This window comes from Dokdonella aquatica, assembly GCF_051987395.1.
Taxonomy (GTDB): Bacteria; Pseudomonadota; Gammaproteobacteria; order Xanthomonadales; family Rhodanobacteraceae; genus Dokdonella.
The window spans coordinates 3,093,170-3,109,895 of sequence record NZ_CP197094.1 but is presented as its reverse complement, the minus strand read 5'-3'; the positions used below and the strand labels follow the sequence as shown (position 1 = coordinate 3,109,895).

13 protein-coding genes are annotated in these 16,726 nt (G+C 69.0%); 3 read left to right on the top strand and 10 right to left on the bottom strand.

Translation table 11 applies throughout. The annotated features are described in order from the left end of the window. Positions 1–38 precede the first annotated feature (38 nt). The 8 genes from ACQQ2N_RS13915 to ccoN form a co-directional block, all read right to left on the bottom strand. Entirely contained in the window at positions 39–1,460 is a 1,422-nt protein-coding gene (locus tag ACQQ2N_RS13915) for a cryptochrome/photolyase family protein (RefSeq protein ID WP_440222179.1), read from the bottom strand. 123 nt (positions 1,461–1,583) lie between these two features. Then, positions 1,584–1,820: a hypothetical protein gene (locus ACQQ2N_RS13910; protein WP_440222178.1), complete on the bottom strand. Its 237-nt coding sequence runs from the start codon at positions 1,818–1,820 to the stop codon at positions 1,584–1,586. Continuing rightward, a complete protein-coding gene (gene ccoG / locus ACQQ2N_RS13905; RefSeq protein ID WP_440222177.1) occupies positions 1,817–3,244 on the bottom strand; it encodes a cytochrome c oxidase accessory protein CcoG in 1,428 nt (475 codons plus the stop codon). The genes ACQQ2N_RS13910 and ccoG overlap by 4 nt, the downstream gene beginning before the upstream one ends. A gap of 463 nt (positions 3,245–3,707) precedes the next feature. Beyond that, positions 3,708–3,974 (bottom strand): hypothetical protein, encoded by a 267-nt coding sequence (locus ACQQ2N_RS13900; RefSeq protein WP_440222176.1) that lies wholly within the window; start codon positions 3,972–3,974, stop codon positions 3,708–3,710. 44 nt (positions 3,975–4,018) lie between these two features. Then, positions 4,019–4,954, bottom strand: coding sequence for a cytochrome-c oxidase, cbb3-type subunit III (gene ccoP / locus ACQQ2N_RS13895; protein ID WP_440222175.1), 936 nt, complete (start codon positions 4,952–4,954; stop codon positions 4,019–4,021). Then, on the bottom strand, positions 4,951–5,106 hold the full coding sequence (locus tag ACQQ2N_RS13890; RefSeq protein ID WP_440222174.1) for a cbb3-type cytochrome oxidase subunit 3: 156 nt from the start codon (positions 5,104–5,106) through the stop codon (positions 4,951–4,953). Before ACQQ2N_RS13890 ends, ccoP begins: the two co-directional genes overlap by 4 nt. Further along, positions 5,103–5,729, bottom strand: a complete 627-nt coding sequence (ccoO, locus tag ACQQ2N_RS13885; RefSeq protein WP_440222173.1) for a cytochrome-c oxidase, cbb3-type subunit II — start codon at positions 5,727–5,729, stop codon at positions 5,103–5,105. The genes ACQQ2N_RS13890 and ccoO overlap by 4 nt, the downstream gene beginning before the upstream one ends. Positions 5,730–5,741: 12 nt before the next feature. After that, on the bottom strand, positions 5,742–7,166 hold the full coding sequence (gene ccoN / locus ACQQ2N_RS13880; RefSeq protein WP_440222172.1) for a cytochrome-c oxidase, cbb3-type subunit I: 1,425 nt from the start codon (positions 7,164–7,166) through the stop codon (positions 5,742–5,744). A gap of 713 nt (positions 7,167–7,879) precedes the next feature. Here ccoN and ACQQ2N_RS13875 point away from each other — a divergent pair. Further along, a complete protein-coding gene (locus ACQQ2N_RS13875) occupies positions 7,880–10,831 on the top strand; it encodes a two-component regulator propeller domain-containing protein (RefSeq protein WP_440222171.1) in 2,952 nt (983 codons plus the stop codon). Positions 10,832–11,291: 460 nt separating this feature from the next. Here the strand turns inward: ACQQ2N_RS13875 and ACQQ2N_RS13870 are convergent, their stop codons facing one another. Then, complete coding sequence (locus tag ACQQ2N_RS13870) at positions 11,292–11,606, bottom strand: non-heme iron oxygenase ferredoxin subunit (RefSeq protein WP_440222170.1); 315 nt, start codon at positions 11,604–11,606, stop codon at positions 11,292–11,294. A 114-nt stretch (positions 11,607–11,720) separates the two neighbouring features. Here ACQQ2N_RS13870 and ACQQ2N_RS13865 point away from each other — a divergent pair, with 114 nt between their 5' ends. Next, positions 11,721–12,962: an ATP-binding protein gene (locus ACQQ2N_RS13865; RefSeq protein ID WP_440222169.1), complete on the top strand. Its 1,242-nt coding sequence runs from the start codon at positions 11,721–11,723 to the stop codon at positions 12,960–12,962. Between the two features lie 43 nt (positions 12,963–13,005). Further along, complete coding sequence (locus ACQQ2N_RS13860) at positions 13,006–13,548, top strand: response regulator transcription factor (RefSeq protein ID WP_440222168.1); 543 nt, start codon at positions 13,006–13,008, stop codon at positions 13,546–13,548. A gap of 355 nt (positions 13,549–13,903) precedes the next feature. Here ACQQ2N_RS13860 and ACQQ2N_RS13855 read toward each other — a convergent pair whose 3' ends face one another. Next, positions 13,904–16,300, bottom strand: a complete 2,397-nt coding sequence (locus tag ACQQ2N_RS13855; protein WP_440222167.1) for a TonB-dependent receptor — start codon at positions 16,298–16,300, stop codon at positions 13,904–13,906. Positions 16,301–16,726: the final 426 nt, after the last annotated feature.

Below are 16,726 nucleotides of genomic sequence, written 5' to 3'. Positions count from 1 at the left end.
GTTCCGACCGAAGCGCCGGCATGCCCCGCCGCCGCACGTCAGGCCTTCGGCAGCGACTGGTACTTCGCGAGCGCATCGCCGCGCGAGTCGGCGAGGTCGACGATCGGCCCCGGGTAACCGGTGCGCGCGAGGATGGCCGGGTCGGTCCACGGCCGGTGGATCAGCTTCGCGGGCACGTCGGCGAGTTCGCGTACCCAGGTGCGCACGTAGGCACCGTCGGGATCGAACTTCTCGCCCTGCGTGACGGGATTGAAGATGCGGAAGTACGGCGCGGCGTCGACGCCGGTGCCGGCCGTCCACTGCCAGCCCTGCGCATTGTTGGCGAGGTCGGCGTCGACCAGCGTGTCCCAGAACCAGCGCGCACCGTGCAGCCAGTGCTGGCCGAGGTTCTTGGTCAGCAGCGAGGCGACGAGCATGCGCACGCGGTTGTGCATCGTGCCGGTCACCCAGAGTTCGCGCATGCCCGCGTCGACGATCGGGATGCCGGTGCGGCCGCGCCGCCAGCGTTCGAGCACGCGCCGGTTCTTGCGTGCCCACGGGAACGTGTCGAACTTCGGATTGAGGTTGCGCTCGGGCATGTGCGGGAAGTGGTAGAGCAGATGCTGCGAGAACTCGCGCCAGCCCAATTCGCGCAGGAAGGACTCGCTGCCGTCGCGCCACGTCGCCGATGCGCCCGCCTGCGTGCGCTCGTGCAATGCCCACGCGACCTGCATCGGACCGATCTCGCCGAAGTGCAGGTGCGGCGACAGCCGCGACGTGGCGGGACGGTCCGGGCGATCGCGATCGCCCGGGTACTTCGCCACCGCCGCGTCGAGGAAATCGTCGAGCGCCTCGTGCGCGCCGGCCTCGCCGGGCGTCCACGCCTTGCGCATGCCCTCGTCCCAGGGGATGCGCGGCAACAGGCCGAGGTCGTCGATCGAAAGACCTCCGTCGATCCCGACACCTGCGAGCTTGCGCGGCGCGGGCAGCGGCGGCCGCGGCTCGAGGCGCGCGCGCGCGTTGCGCCAGAACGGCGTGAACACGCGGTAGGGATCGCCCTGCCCGGTCTCGATCTCCCAGGGCTCGAACAGCACGAAGGCCTTGCTGCTGTGCACGTCGAGGCCGTCCTCGGCGAGCGAGGCCTTGATGTGCCTGTCGCGCGCGACGATCGCGGGTTCGTAGAGGCGGTTCCAGTACACCGCGCTCGCGCCGGTCGCACGCGCGAGCCAGCGCAGCGTCGCCAGCGAGTCACCGCGTGCGACATGCAGTGCGATGCCGCGCTTGCGCAGGTCGGCGTCGAGCGCGACGAGCGCGTGATGCAGCCACCAGCGGCTCGCCGCGCCGGGCGCCCACGGGGCTTCCTCGTCGGGCGCGTCGATGTAGACCGGCACGACGTGCTCGTGCGCATGCCGCGCGGCATCGAGCGCGGGGTTGTCGGCGAGGCGCAGGTCGCGGCGGAACCAGACGAGGGCGGTGGTCATGCACGGATCGCGAGGCGGAAGGACGCCGACGATACCGCGCCACGCGCAGCGGTGGTGGAGCGGAGGCCGTACGCGGGGTGCGATGACCGAACGTGCGCGCCGCGATGTCGCGTCGATGCGCGCTCAGGATGCCGTCGGCACCTCGCCGGCGTGCGGCGCCTGCGCACCGCGGATCGGCGGGATGCGGCTAGGACGCGGCACGTCGTCGGGCACGACGAGATGCGTGTCGCGCTCTCGCATCGCGGTGACCACGAGCGAGACCGAACCGACCACGGTCGCGCCGAGCAGGACGAGGATCAGCCACACCTCGGGCACGCGATGCCAGGGCGTGCGCGGCGTGGCGGGAGCGTTCGGTGTCATGGCGCCTCCGGGGCGAAGAAATGGGCCTTGCCGTGTGCGAGCGTCGAGCCTTGCGCGTCGCTGACGACGACGTCGATCGCGTGGCGGCCGTGCACGCCGTCGGCCGCGGCGCGCAGCGTCATCGGCAGCGAGAACACCTCGCCCGGCGACAGCGTCACCGACGGGCGACCGACGATGCGTAGCGGCAAGTCGGTCGACGGTCGCACCGACAAGGTCACCGGCGCATCGGTCTTGTTGAGGAGCTTGACGCTGTAGCCGTTCTCGATCGCGCCGTGCGCCACGGTGCGGAACAGCGCGTTGCGGTCGTGCAGCACCTCGACGATGACCGGTGCGCGCGCGGCGACGGCCCAGAAGAACGCGCCGACGAACCCGACCAGGATCGCCGCGTAGGCCAGCGTGCGCGGACGCACGACGCGCTGCGGCGTGCCGGCGAGCGCGTGCTCGGTCGTGTAGCGGATCAGTCCGCGTGCGTACTGCATCTTGTCCATGACCGCGTCGCAGGCGTCGATGCAGGCCGCGCAGGCGATGCATTCGATCTGCAGGCCGTTGCGGATGTCGATGCCGGTCGGACACACCTGCACGCAGGCGAGGCAGTCGATGCAGTCGCCGAGTGGTCTGGCGGCCGTGCTGCTTGCGACTGCGTCGACCGCACGCAAGGCACTCGAACGCTTGCGATGCCCGCGCGGCTCGCCGCGCACGCTGTCGTAGCTGATGACGAGCGTGTCGCGGTCGAACATCGCGCTCTGGAAGCGCGCGTAAGGGCACATGTACTTGCAGACCTGCTCGCGCAGGAAGCCCGCGTTGCCGTAGGTCGCGAAGCCGTAGAACACGATCCAGAACGCTTCCCAGCCGCCGAGCGATGCGGTCGCGACCTCGTGCGAGAGCTCGCGGATCGGCGTGAAGAAGCCGACGAAGGTGAAGCCCGTCCACGCCGCGAACGTGACCCACGCGGCCTGCTTGGCCGCCTTGCGCGCGAACTTGGCGCGCGTCCACGGCGCCTTGTCGAGCTTCATGCGTGCGTTGCGGTCGCCCTCGATGCGCCGCTCGATCCACAGGAACACCTCGGTCCAGACCGTCTGCGGACAGGCGTAGCCGCACCACAGCCGTCCCGCCAGCGCGGTGAAGAAGAACAGCGTCAACGCCGCGATCACGAGCAGCATCGTCAGCAGGTAGAAATCCTGCGGCCAGAACGTCAGGCCGAACAGGTGGAAGCGGCGCGCCGGCAGATCGAACAGTACGAGCTGCTGCCCGCCGAGGCTGATCCACGGGAACAGGTAGAACATGCCGAGCAGCCAGAACACGCTGGCCACGCGCAGGCGCTGGAAACGCCCGGTCACCTCGCGCGGGTAGACCTTGGGCTCCTTCGCGTAGAGCGCGCCGCCACCGTCGACGACGCGCACGGGGATGCTGCGGTCGGCTTTCATGGCAACGTCCCGATGCGGACCCGGGCGGGCGGCGGGCTGCTGGCCGGAACGAATCGACACCCCTCTTGAGCCCCTCTCCCTCCGGGAGAGGGGTTGGGGAGAGGGTGCGGCGATGCGAAAATGTCCGAAGCTCGTCGCGAATCCGGACCCTCATCCGGCCCTTCGGGCCACCCCGTATCGGGTACGGGGCAGGCTCTTCTCCCGAGGGGAGAAGGGAAAGGATCGCGCCACGCCGCATTGCTGGATGACGAGTCGGCGCACCGACACTCATCCCCGAAAGCCGCAGCCGTGCACTCACCCCATCGAAGGTTCGACAGGCAGCACGGGGCGGGCGGCGCGGACACGCGGTGCCTGCCGCTCCCCGGCCAGCCGCACACGCGCGTCGCAGGATCACGCGCCACCCGCCCTGCCCCGCACGCCGGCGATGTCGCCGACGCACCGCCCCAGTCGCGTCGTGGCGTGCTCATCGCGCGCGCGCCGCGCCGCGTCGCCGCGGCGGCGCCACGAGCAGCGCCGTGAATGCGCACGCCGAGAACGTGCACAGCCAGAACATGAAGAAGCCGATCGTGTAGCCGCCGAGGCGCGTGATCTCGAGTCGCGGCCAGGTGATGCCGGCGAGGTCGACCGGATCGACGATCGCGAAGAACACCGTGGTCGCGACGCCGGCCGAGAAGAACGACGGCCAGACGATCGCGCCGAGGCGGCGTACGCGCGCGTCACGGGTCGGCACGGCGACGGCCGTGCGGGCCTGACGTGCACCGGGCCGCTTCGGTGTCACGGCGCGCCCGCCTCCACGGCAGGTGCATCGGCCTCGCGCATCGCGGCGCCCTGCGAGAGCAGCCATGCCGCAGCGAGCCGCGAGCGATCGGCACCGAGCATGCCTTCCCATGCCGGCATCGTGCCGCGTCGCCCCTGGGTGATCGCCGTGCGGATCGTGGCGAGATCGCCACGCCCGTGCAGCCAGACCTCGTCGGTGAGGTTCGGCGCACCGAGCGCCGGATTGCCCTTGCCCGCGACGCCGTGGCAGGCCGCGCAGATCGTCTCGAACTTCGGCTTGCCCGCGGCGGCGAGACGCGTGTCGTGCGGCTGGCCCGACAGCGCCAGCACATGGTTCGCGACCTCGTCGATGCCGTTGCCGGGCAGCGTCGCGGCCATCGGCGGCATCATGCCGTTGCGGCCGTGCAGGATGCTCGCTAGCACGGTCTGCGGATCACCGCCGTAGAGCCAGTCGTCGTCGACGAGGTTCGGATAACCGTCCGCGCCGCGCGCGTCGGAACCGTGGCAGGCCGCGCAATGGTTCGCGAACACGTTGCGCCCGACCTTGATCGCCGCGGGATCGGAGGCGAGGTCCTCGAGCGGGCGATCGCGGAAGCCCGCGTAGAGGGTCTCGAGGCGGGCGTTCGTATCGGCGAGCGTGCGCTCCACTTCGCCCGGCGAGGTCCAGCCGAGCCGGCCGGCGACGTTGCCGAGGCCCGGATAGAACACGAGGTAGCCGATGCCGAACACGATCGTCAGCACGAACATCCACAGCCACCAGCGCGGCAGCGGATGGTTGAGTTCCTCGATGTCGCCGTCCCACACGTGGCCCATCGTGTCGGTCGCGGCACGACCGTCCTTCGGCGTGCGCGCGGTCGCGACCAGCAACCACACGAGGCCGATGATGTTGGCGAACGTCAGGGCGATGACGTACCAGCTCCATGACGTGTTCATGCACGCGGCTCCCGGGGTTGGATGCGCAGGCCGTCGTCGAGCGGCAGGCTGGCGGCTTCGGTGAAGTCCTGCTGGCGACGGCGGCTCCAGGCCCAGGCCCACAGGCCCGTGAACATCACGAGCAGCACCGCGGTGAAAAGTCCGGAGATCACGGCACGGCCTCCGTCTTCGCGACCTCGGGCGCCTTCACGCCGAGGCCTTGCAGGTAGGCGACGATCGCGTCGAGCTCGGTCTGGCCGGTGACCGCGGCGCGCGCGCCGGCGATGTCCTCGTCGCTGTACGGATGGCCCATCCAGCGCAGCGTGCGCATCTTGGTCTCGACGAGCTTCGGATCGACCAGTGCCTGCGACAGCCACGCATAGGACGGCATGTTCGACTCGGGCACGACGTCGCGCGGGTTCTTCAGGTGCACGCGATGCCAGTCGTCCGAGTAGCGGTCGCCGACGCGCGCGAGGTCGGGGCCCGTGCGCTTGGACCCCCACTGGAACGGACGGTCGTAGACCGATTCGCCGGCCAGCGAGTAGGCGCCGTAGCGTTGCGTCTCCGAGGCCAGCGTGCGGATCATCTGCGAGTGGCAGCCGTAGCAGCCCTCGCGGATGTAGAGGTCGCGGCCGGCCAGCTGCAGTGCCGAGTAAGGCTTCACGCCCGGTGCGGCTTCGATCGTCTGCGCCTGGAACATCAGCGGCACGATCTCGACCAGGCCTCCCACCGCGATGACGACGACGATGAGGATCGCCATGAGGCCGACGTTCTTCTCGAGGATCTCGTGTTTCATCGATGCATCTCCTCAGGCGTGCGCCGGCGCGGGGATGCGCACGACCGGCACGCCGCGCGACTGCGCGATCGTCTTCCACGCGTTCCAGGCCATCAGGCCCATGCCGGCCAGGAACAGCAGGCCGCCGACGAAGCGCGTGACGTAGTAGGGGTAGGTCTGGCGCACCGACTCGATGAACGTGTAGGTCAGCGTTCCGTCGGGATTGGTCGCGCGCCACATGAGGCCTTGCATGACCCCGGCGATCCACATCGCGGCGATGTAGAGCACGATGCCGATCGTGGCGATCCAGAAGTGCGCGTCGATCGCCTTGATCGAGTGCATGCGCTCGACGCCGTAGAGACGCGGCAACATGCTGTAGATCGCGCCGATCGTGATGAAGGCGACCCAGCCGAGCGCGCCGGCGTGGACGTGGCCGATGGTCCAGTCGGTGTAGTGCGAGAGCGCGTTGACCGTCTTGATCGACATCATGGGACCTTCGAAGGTCGCCATGCCGTAGAACGACAGCGAGACGATCATGAACTTGAGGATCGGATCGGTGCGCAGTTTGTGCCATGCACCCGACAGGGTCATGATGCCGTTGATCATGCCGCCCCAGCTCGGCGCGAGCAGGATCAGCGAGAACACCATGCCGAGCGACTGCGCCCAGTCCGGCAGCGCGGTGTAATGCAGGTGGTGCGGACCCGCCCACATGTAGATCGAGATCAGGGCCCAGAAGTGCACGACCGACAGGCGGTAGGAGTAGATCGGCCGCTGCGCCTGCTTGGGCACGTAGTAGTACATGATCCCGAGGAAGCCCGCGGTCAGGAAGAAGCCGACCGCGTTGTGGCCGTACCACCACTGCACCATCGCATCGACCGCGCCCGCGTAGACCGGATACGACTCGGTGAGCGACACCGGGATCGCGATGCTGTTGACGATGTGCAGCACCGCGACGGCGAGGATGAAGCCGCCGTAGAACCAGTTGGCGACGTAGATGTGCTTGACGCGGCGCGTGGCGATCGTGCCGAAGAACACGATCGCGTAGGCCACCCACACCGCGGCGATGAGGATGTCGATCGGCCAGATCAGCTCGGCGTATTCCTTGCCTTGGGTGAGCCCCAGCGGCAGCGTGACCGCGGCGAGCACGATCGCGATCTGCCAGCCCCAGAACGTGAACGCGGCGAACTTCTCCGCGAACAGGCGCACGTGGCAGGTGCGCTGCACGACGTAGTACGCGGTCGCGAACAGGCCGCTGCCGCCGAACGCGAAGATCACCGCATTCGTGTGCAGCGGACGCAGGCGGCCGTAGCTGAGCCAAGGCACGCCGAAGTTGAGCGAGGGCCACGCGAGCTGCGCGGCGAGGAGCAGGCCGACCGCCATGCCGACGACGCCCCACACGATCGTGGCGATCGTGAACTGGCGTACGACGCGGTCGTTGTAGGTGTCTCGGGGCTGCATGGCCATCCCTTCGTGGTGGGGCGGCTGCAGTCTGCTGTCGGTCCTCCACGGGTCCGTTGACGTGAATCAAGTCGGCCCGTGCGCGCGGTAGCGGGCGATGTGGCGGTTTGACGCGGCGGGGGTTGGGCTGAGGGGATCGCGAGGTCGTGGGATGTAAGCGTCCGCTCCGAGGGCCGCTCGTTTCACCTGCAGCTCGTTTCACCTGCTTTACGGCTTCCGCTGCCTGTTCGAGTTGGGTACGGTCCGTGTCGCGAGCCGCGCGGCCTCGACTCTCCGCCCCACGCCCAAGGGGATCCCGGCTTGCGCCGGGATGACGGTTCTGCAAGAACGAGAACACTCTTCGAAAACCCCAGCGGACAAGCGCGCCTTTCGGGTTCGAGCCGACACCACCTCACCGTCATCCCGGCGCAAGCCGGGATCCCCTTGAGCCTCGCGCCGTGAGCAGGCCTCCGCGCCCGCGATTGGCACAATCTGACGTCCCGCCGTCCCCGGCACCGCGCCGGCGTACCCGCCTCCGCCGCCACGCCGCGCGACGTGGCGCTCCAACCTCCGCGTGCGTACGGAAGCGTCGGGCGCGTCCTGCACGTCCATCCCGCCCCGCCGTTCATGCAACTTGGCATCAAGCGTGCTTATCTCACTGATCCGGACGCGTTTCCGCGAGCAGTACCCGCGGGCACGTGGACGGAACCCCTGGCTCCCCTGAACGCACCGCCATGCTCGTTGTCCGCCTGCTCCTCGCCGTGCTGCTCGCGCTCGCCGCGTGCACGGGCGCGCACGCGCTCGACCCGGGGCGCGCGCTCGACGAATACACGGTGACCAGTTGGACGATGGAGGACGGGTTGCCGCACAACCTGATCCTCGGCATGACCCAGGACGCCGAAGGCTTCATCTGGGTCGGCACCTGGGAAGGCGCGGCACGCTTCAACGGCCGCACGTTCACCGTGCTCGATGCCTACACCGTTCCCGACATGCGCCTGCTCGGCGTGCGCAGCATCGTGCGCGACCGGGACGACGCGATGCTGTTCGGCACCGCGCAGTACGGCGTGATCCGCCACGCCGGTACGACCTGGGAGACCCTCGGCGGTGCCGCCGGCGCGGCGTTGCGCGTGACCACGCTGCTGCGCGCGCGCAACGGCGACCTCTGGATCGGCACCGAGCACGGCCTGCACCGCCTCGACACGGCGAGTGTGCTGCATGAGCCCGAGGCGGGTTCTGCGCTCGATGCCGTGCACATCTTCAGTCTGCTCGAGCGGCCGGATGGCAGCCTGCTCGTGGGCACCTACCGTGAACTCCTGCGCGTCGACGGCGACACGATCGAACGCTGGGGCAACCTGCATGCGCTGCCGCAGGGCCAGGTGCGCACGCTGGTCGGTTCGCGCGACGGCATGGTGATCGCGGGCGGCGACGGCGGCGCCTGGCGCATCGATCCCGACGGCCAGACCACGCGCCTGCTCGACATCCGCGTCGAGTCGATGATCGAGGATCGCGAAGGTGCCTTGTGGATCTCGACCGCGTCGCAGGGACTGCTGCGCCTCGTCGAAGGACGCTTCGACCGTTTCACGACCGGCGCCCTCAACGATGGCCGTGGCAGCACCGCCCTCATGCAGGACCGCGAAGGCCTGATCTGGTTCGGCACGACCAACGGGTTGCGCCGCGTGACCGACGGCCCGGCGCACGGCATCGTCAGCAACGACGGGCTCGGCCACGGCTACGTGCGCACGATCCTCGAGACCGCCGACCACACGATGTGGATCGGCCACGCCGACGGCCTTGATCGCATGCGCGACGGGAAGATCGAAGGCATCGCCCTGCCCGGCCCCGGAACCAAGGGATCGTCGGTACTCGCGCTCGGCGCAGCATCGGACGGCGGCGTCTGGCTCGGCACCTACGACCGTGGTGCGCTGCGCATCCCGGGCGACAGCGCGCATCCCGGCGATGCCCCGACCGTGATCGATCAGGCCGGCGGCCTGCCGTCCAACCACGTGCGTGCCGTGCTCGAGGACGTCGACGGCAGCCTCTGGATCGGCAGCACCGGCGGCCTCACGCACTGGCGCGACGGTGATATGCATACCTACAGGGTGGACGACGGCCTGCCCGCCGACTTCGTGCGCGCCCTGCACCGCAGTGCCGACGGTACGCTGTGGATCGGCACACCGACCGGCATCGCCGCGCGCTCGCCCGACGGCCGCTTCCGCAGCTGGAAGCCCGGCGACGGTTTCCCGGCGATGGGCAGCTTCGACTTCCTCGAGGACCCCGACGGCACGATCTGGGTCGCCAGCGATGGTGGCCTGCTGCGCCTGCGCGACGGCCGCTTCAGCGTCTACGACCACCGCCTCGGCCTGCCGCGCAATACCGTCTTCCGCGTACTCGACGACCGTCAAGGCCATCTGTGGCTGTCGAGCAACCATGGCGTGTTCCGCGTCGCACGCAGCTCCATCGACGAAGTCGACGCCGGCACGCGCCAGCAGCTCGTCGTCGATGTGATCGACCGCAATGACGGCATGCCGAGCAGCCAGACCAACGGCGGCAGCTCGCCGGCCGGCTGGGCGGCGATGGATGGAACGATCTGGTTCCCGACCGCGGCCGGCGTCGCCGTGATCGATCCCAGGCGCGTGGGCAAGCCTTCCGACAACAACCTCCCCGTCGCGATCGAACGCATCGGCGTCGACGCCGCCGTGCAGCCGACGACGAAGACGGTCTCGCTCGACACGCACGCACGTCGCCTCGCGATCGGCTTCACGGGCCTTCACTTCCGCGCGCCGGGCAACCTGCGTTACCGCTACCGCCTCGTCGGCTTCGACGACCGCTGGCTCGACGCCGGCACGACGACCGAAGCGGTCTATACGAACCTGCCGCCCGGGACGTTCCGCTTCGAGGTCCAGGCCGCGCTCACTCCGGTCGACTGGAGCGATGCGTCCGCACATGCCACGACCACGCTCGAGGTCGTGGTCGCGACGCCGTTCTGGCGCAGCGGCTGGTTCATCGGCCTCGTCGCGGTGGGCGTGCTGGTGCTGCTCGACGGCGTCTACCGCTGGCGCTCGGCGACGCTGCGCAGTCGCCAGCGCCGTCTCGCCGAAATCATCGAGCAGCGCACCGGCGAACTGCGCGCGAAGAACGAGGCGCTCGAACAATCCACGCTCGAACGCGAGAAGCTCATGCAGCAGCTCGCCCACCTCGCCATGCACGATTCGCTCACCGGACTGCCGAACCGGCGCGCCGGCGACGCGTACCTGCCCGATGCGATCGAGAAGGCGCGACACGACGGTGGCAAGGTCAGCATCGGCCTGCTCGACATCGACCACTTCAAGCGCATCAACGACGAGCACGGTCACGCGGTCGGCGACGCCGTGCTGCGTGCGGTCGCCGACATGCTGCGCCGCGATTTCGGCAACGAGGTGTTCGCCGCGCGCCACGGAGGCGAGGAGTTCCTCATCGTGCTCGGCGGCCTCACCGCCGACCAGGCACTCGAGCGCTTCGAGCAGGTGCGCTCGCGCATCGCTGCGGGCGGCGTCGCCGGTGGCGTGCGCTGCACGGTCAGCATCGGCGTCGCCCATTCGACCGAAGCCACGACACCACGCGACCTGCTCGCGATGGCCGACCGCCGCCTTTACCGCGCCAAGCGCGCCGGACGCGATCGCGTCGTCGCCGAGGACGTCGAGGTCTGAGGCCCATCATCGCCGGCGCGATCCGGCGCGCGATTCCGCCGTGACCGTCGTCGGCGCCGCGAAGCCATGGCGACCGTACCGGACGATTCGCGGCACGTGCCGACGGACGGCCACACGACCGACACCGGCGCACGAATGGGGTCAGGTTCATTTTCCCGATGATGCGACTCGCGTCGGCACGACATTCCGGGAAAATGAACCTGACCCCGGTCTTTCACGTCACCGCGTCGCTCGGAACGCCCTCGGCGATCGTCGCGCGAATGCACTCAGCCTTCGTCGACGCGGACGGAAACTCCAGAGGCGGCCCGCAAGTCGGCGGGCATAGCGCCACGCACTCACGCACGCTGGTGAGAATGGGGTCAGGTTCATTTTCCCGGGATGGCTCGCACGCACGTCCCGCTCATGGTCGGGAAAATGAACCTGACCCCGGTCTCGTCACGTCGCGGTGCGGGCAACCCTCTCAGCGATCGTCGCGCGAATACACCCAGCCGTCGTCCACGCGGACCGGGAACTTCGCGGTCGGCTCGTAGGCCGGCGGGCACAGCGCCGCGCCCGTGCGCACGTCGAAGCGCGCACCATGCCGCGGGCATTCGACCTCGTGGCCGTCGAGGGGGCCGCCGGTGAGTTCGCTGCCATCGTGCGTGCAGACGTCCTCGAGCGCGTAAAGCTCGCCGTCGACGTTGAACACGACGATCGGCGTGTCGCCGTCCCAGCCGGTCTGGTACTCGCCCGGCAGCAGCTCGGCCATGTGGCAGATGCGCACCCAGTCGCCCATCGTGGTCTCCCGCGGAAACCGGGCATGGAACCCGAACCCCGCAGCCGATTCAAGCTCGTCCCCTGCGACGCCCGGTCGCGCGTCACCACGAAAGCCCGCGCGCATACTGCCGCGATGGGCCGCATCGCTCCCTCCGTCATCGGCACCTTGTGCGCACTGCGCTGGCTCGCCGTGGTCACCCAGGCCGCCACGATCGCGGTCGTCACGCTGGTCATGGGCGTAGCCCTGCCCGTCGCGCCGATGGCCGCGGCGATCGCGCTGCTGGCGGTATTCAATACCTGGGCGACCTGGCGCACGCGACGCGGCGACGGCATCGCGGCACCGGAGCTGTTCGCGCACATCGTGGTCGATGTCGTCGTGCTGGCCTGGCTGATCGGCTGGAGCGGCGGCATCGCCAATCCGTTCACGTCGCTGTTCCTGCTGCCGATCGCGTTCGCCGCGCTCGCCCTGCCGCTGCGCTGGATGCACGCGACCGCGATCGCCTGCGGGCTCGGTTATGCGGCATCGGCGGTCTTCGGCCGCGGCCTGCCGCACGTGCACGGCCCGATCGGCGATGCGTTCGACCTGCACCTGATCGGCATGGTCGTGAACTTCCTCGTCTCGGCCGGCGTGGTGCTGTACTTCTTCGCGCGCCTCGCCTCGCTGCTGCGCGCACGCGAACGCGAGCTCGCCGCGCTGCGCGAACGCTTCGCGCGCAACGAGGGCATCGTCGCGCTGGCCACGCACGCGGCCTCGGTCGCGCACGAACTCAACACGCCGCTGGCCACGCTCATGCTCATGCTCGACGAACTGCTCGACGACGACACGGTGCCCGCCTCGCTGCACGAGGAGCACCGCACGATGCGCCAGCTCGTCGACGTCTGCCGCGACCGCGTGCAGGCGCTCGCGGTACCGGCCGCCGGCGTCGACCCAAGCGCCGGCGCGGCACGCGTCGACCTCGACGCCGAGATCGAACGCTGGACCCTCGTGCGACCCGCGATCGACCTCGAGCGCCACGGCGACATGCCGGCGTCGACGCGTGTCGATGCGGCCATCGGGCACCTGCTGCAGGCCCTGCTCAACAATGCGGCCGACGCGGGCGAGGCGGCCGGTCGCCCGCGTGTGCAGCTGCGCCTCGACCGCGATGCACACGGCCTGCACGGCGAGGTGCGTGACTTCGGCGCGGGCTTCGATCCTGCGCACAGCTTCCTGCCCGGCCGTGCATTCGGCAGCAGCAAACCCGGCGGGCTCGGCGTCGGCCTCGCGCTCTCGCACGCGACGGTCGAACGCCTCGGCGGCAGCTTGTCGATGCAGCCGGCCGCTGACGGCCACGGCGTCTGCGTGCGCTTCAGTCTGCCGATGGCGGAGGCCGCATGAGCGCATCGCGACGCAGGCTTGGCATGTCCTCGCGAGGCCGCGCATGAACGGCCTGCTCGTCGACGACGATGCGCTCTACCTGCGCACGCTGCAACGCTCGCTCGAGAAGCGCGGCCATGTCGTCGCGACCGCGAACGATGCGGCGAGCGCGCTCGCGCTGGCCCACGAACGTGCGTTCGAGTTCGCATTGGTCGACCTGCGCCTCGAGCACGACTCGGGCCTCGATCTCGTCGGCCCGCTGCGTGCCCTGCATCCGGACATGCGCATCGTGCTCGTGACCGGCTACGCGAGCGTCGCGACCGCGGTCGAGGCGATCAAGCGTGGTGCCGACGACTACCTCGCCAAACCGGCGAGCCTCGCCTCGGTGCTGCGCGTGTTGCGCGGCGAACCTGCACCCGACGAAGAATCACCGTCGATGGTGCCGCTGAGCCGCCTCGAGTGGGAGCACATCCAGCAGGCGATGGTCGACACGCGCGGCAACGTCTCGGCCGCCGCACGCCTGCTCGGCATGCATCGCCGCTCGCTGCAGCGCAAGCTCGCCAAGAAGCCGGGCCGCGAGCGGCGGCCGCTCGACGAACTGGACTGAGCACATCTCGAGATGCCGGATCGGCCATGGTCGGCGGTGTCGGATGCTCCGCATCCTGTTCGAAACAGCACGGGAACGTCCATGCATATCGAAACCAGGCATGCATCCCCTGCTCCCTTGCGGGAGAGGCATCGGGGACCAGGGACCGCCGTGTGACGAGGCTTTGACCTCGCAAGCCAAAGGCCTTCATGCCGCCTTTGGGCTGGCCCGTATCGGGCACCGACTGCATGCCGCGATCGGCATCGCCTCGCAGCCCGGTCGTACGACCTGCCGCGGTGCACGACTGGAAACGAAAAAAACCCCGCCCGAGAGGGGCGGGGTCGGCAAGGCATGCGCCGAGTTCGTGGAGAGAAGATCAGAACGTGTACGTGGCCGTCAGCGTGTACGAGCGGCCGTCGCCCGGCGTCGCCCAGCCGTTGTTGCGGATGCGCGTGTAGTACTCCTTGTCCGTCAGGTTGTTCGCGTTGAACTGGAACCCGAGGTTGCGGTTGACGCGGTAGGCGACCATCGCGCGGTGCACCCAGTAGTCGGGCGACTGGGCGAGCGGGCCGGTCTGGTAGGTTGCGGCGTGCTGCTGCACGGTGTTGTCGGCCTGCCAGGTCGCGCCATAGCCGACCTGCCACTGGCGCGTGATGTCGTACGTGGTCCACAGGCTCAGCGAGCGCTCCGGCGTGTTCACGAGCGGATCGCCCTTCGTGTAGTCGAGGCCCGCACCTGCCGAGAAATCCGACACGCCCTGCAGCACTTCGCTGTCGAGCAGCGCGAGGTTCGCGTAGACCGCCCACTGTTCGGTGAGCAGGCCCGACACGCCGAGCAGGATGCCGTCGACACGCGCGCGGCCGTCGAGCGACTGGTAGCCCGAGACGTTGGTCGGATCCGGATCGTTGACGCGGTAGTTCTCGCGGTCGTTGCGGAACACCGAGCCGGTCAGCGACAGACGGCTGTCGAACAGGTCCCACTTCACGCCGAGCTCGTAGCTGACGGCCGACTCCGGATCGACCGAGCAGTTCGCGGTGCCGGTCGGCGGATTCGGCAGCGGGTTCGGCGGCGGCGTGCACGAACCGTTGACCGAAGCCTTCGACGGCGTCTTCGAGTTGCCGTAGGCGAAGTACACCGTGCCGTTCTCGACCGGCTTGAACACGAGGCCGGCGCGGTATGAGAACAGGTCGTCGGCATTCTTGGCCGGCGCACTCGCACCGGTGATCTGGCCGATGTTGGAACCGGTCGACGAGACCGTGTAGGCGGTCGAGCTGCCTTCGTTGCGCTCGTAGCGCGCGCCGAGGCTCAGCATCCACTTCTCGCCGAACTTGAGCGTGTCGAATGCGTACAGCGCACGGTTGTCGAGCTCACCGTCGGTCTTGCCGGTCAGCGTCTTGTTGATCGGGCCGGTGTAGTACGAGTCCGGGTGGTAGAGGTCCATGAACGGCAGGTGCGCCGGCGCGGCGTACGGATTGCTGCCTTCCGGGTTGCGGAACAGGCTCGACACGTCGAGCTCGAACGTCTCGTGCATGAACGAGAAGCCGGTGACGAGCGTGTGCTGCACGGGGCCCGTCGAGAACGAGGTCGTGAAGTCGGTCTGGTTGTAGAGCGTCTTGTTGGTCGTGTCGCGCACGTAGCCGCGCGGGCCGCTCGGCAGGTAGAAACCGACCGGGACGACGATCTGCGCAGCGCCCGTGCCGGACGTGCACGCCGTGCCGGTCGGCGTCACGTTGCCGGGAAGGCACCAGATGCCCTGCACCGCATCGACGATGCTGAGCTGGTCGACCGTCTGCGCACGCGACAGGTTGCGCAGCGACATCGTCTCGTTGAACTGGTGGTCGATGACGACGGTGAACGCGTCGACCTCGATCTCCTGCTTGTCGACGTTGCGGTAGCCGTAGAAGTTGGACGGATCGACGCCGTCGAGGGGACGGCCGTTGTAGAACGGCATGCCGTACTGCGGGGTGTTGTCGTCCTTCTGGTGCAGGTAGCTCAGCGTGACATGCGTGTCGGTGCCGAGACCGAACGCGATCGACGGCGCGAAGCCCCAGCGCTCGAACTTCTCGACGTCGCGGTCCGGCACGTCGTTCTCGTGCGCCATGAGGTTGAGGCGCACCGCGGTGTGCTCGCCGACCATGTGGTTGGTGTCGGCGGTGACGCGACGGTAGGCGTCGCTGCCGAGGCCGGCGCTGATCGTCGTCGCGTCGCCTTCCTTCGCCGCCTTGCTGACGAGGTTGATCGTGCCGCCGACCGAGCCTGCGCCCGAGTAGACCGAATTCGCGCCATTGGTCAGTTCGACCTGCTCGAGGTTGAACGGATCGGTGCGCGTGTACTGCGCGCTGTCGCGCACGCCGTCGACCGTGATGTCGTTGCTGGCCGAGAAGCCGCGCAGGTTGATGCTGTCGCCGTAACCGCCGCCGCCCTCGCCCGCGCCGAACGTGATGCCCGGCAGCGTGCTGAGGATGTCGCGCAGCGTGAGCAGGTTCTGCTCCTTGATCGTCTTCTCCGACACGACCGAGATCGTCTGCGGGGTGTCGCGCAGCAGTTCGGTGTACTTCGGCGAGTTCTTCACCTGCTGGCCTTCGACGTGGACCGTGTCGAGCTCGGCGTCTTCGCGCGGCGTCGAACGGCGCGACGACTGCGCATCGGCGTCGTCGGACACGACGTCGGCGGCATGCGAGGCGGACACGCCCGACACGAGGGCGAGCGCGATCGCGGCGATCAGCACCTTGCGGGTCGGCGCGGCGCCGACGGACGAGGACGAAAGCGTCATGGGGGAATCTCCAGGGGAGTGCGGGAAGCGGACATGAAAGACCCGCGCGAGGAGCGGCGCGGGTCGACGGTGTGGAGGCGCCCCGGCGCGCGATGGCAGCGCGTGGCGTAATGCGAATTTAACCATTAACGAGAATGATTCGCAATAAAGAATGTAAAGATACGTTGGCGTCCTGATGCCGGGGATGTGCGGCGGATTGGCGCAGTGGCCGACGGGCGTTCGCCGCCTGGGCGTCCTGACTGGTCGCCACCGTGTATCGGGAACGAAGAGCGCGTTCGACTCCGAAAGCGCCGGCCTCGCGGAAAGCGCGAATCCACTCGGCAGCAGTGAGGATCTCCGGAGAACTCGATCGCACGGCGTGCGCCATGGCTTCGGGCACGCTTGAGGGGATTCCGGCCCGATGCGGTGGAGATGGTCCGCTGTCGA

Coding starts and splice junctions, on each gene's coding strand:
- ACQQ2N_RS13915 (WP_440222179.1), bottom strand. CDS start 1,460: ATGACCACCGCCCTCGTCTGGTTCCGCCGCGACCTGCGCCTCGCCGAC.
- ACQQ2N_RS13910 (WP_440222178.1), bottom strand. CDS start 1,820: ATGACACCGAACGCTCCCGCCACGCCGCGCACGCCCTGGCATCGCGTG.
- ccoG (WP_440222177.1), bottom strand. CDS start 3,244: ATGAAAGCCGACCGCAGCATCCCCGTGCGCGTCGTCGACGGTGGCGGC.
- ccoP (WP_440222175.1), bottom strand. CDS start 4,954: ATGAACACGTCATGGAGCTGGTACGTCATCGCCCTGACGTTCGCCAAC.
- ccoO (WP_440222173.1), bottom strand. CDS start 5,729: ATGAAACACGAGATCCTCGAGAAGAACGTCGGCCTCATGGCGATCCTC.
- ccoN (WP_440222172.1), bottom strand. CDS start 7,166: ATGCAGCCCCGAGACACCTACAACGACCGCGTCGTACGCCAGTTCACG.
- ACQQ2N_RS13875 (WP_440222171.1), top strand. CDS start 7,880: ATGCTCGTTGTCCGCCTGCTCCTCGCCGTGCTGCTCGCGCTCGCCGCG.
- ACQQ2N_RS13870 (WP_440222170.1), bottom strand. CDS start 11,606: ATGGGCGACTGGGTGCGCATCTGCCACATGGCCGAGCTGCTGCCGGGC.
- ACQQ2N_RS13865 (WP_440222169.1), top strand. CDS start 11,721: ATGGGCCGCATCGCTCCCTCCGTCATCGGCACCTTGTGCGCACTGCGC.
- ACQQ2N_RS13860 (WP_440222168.1), top strand. CDS start 13,006: ATGAACGGCCTGCTCGTCGACGACGATGCGCTCTACCTGCGCACGCTG.
- ACQQ2N_RS13855 (WP_440222167.1), bottom strand. CDS start 16,300: ATGACGCTTTCGTCCTCGTCCGTCGGCGCCGCGCCGACCCGCAAGGTG.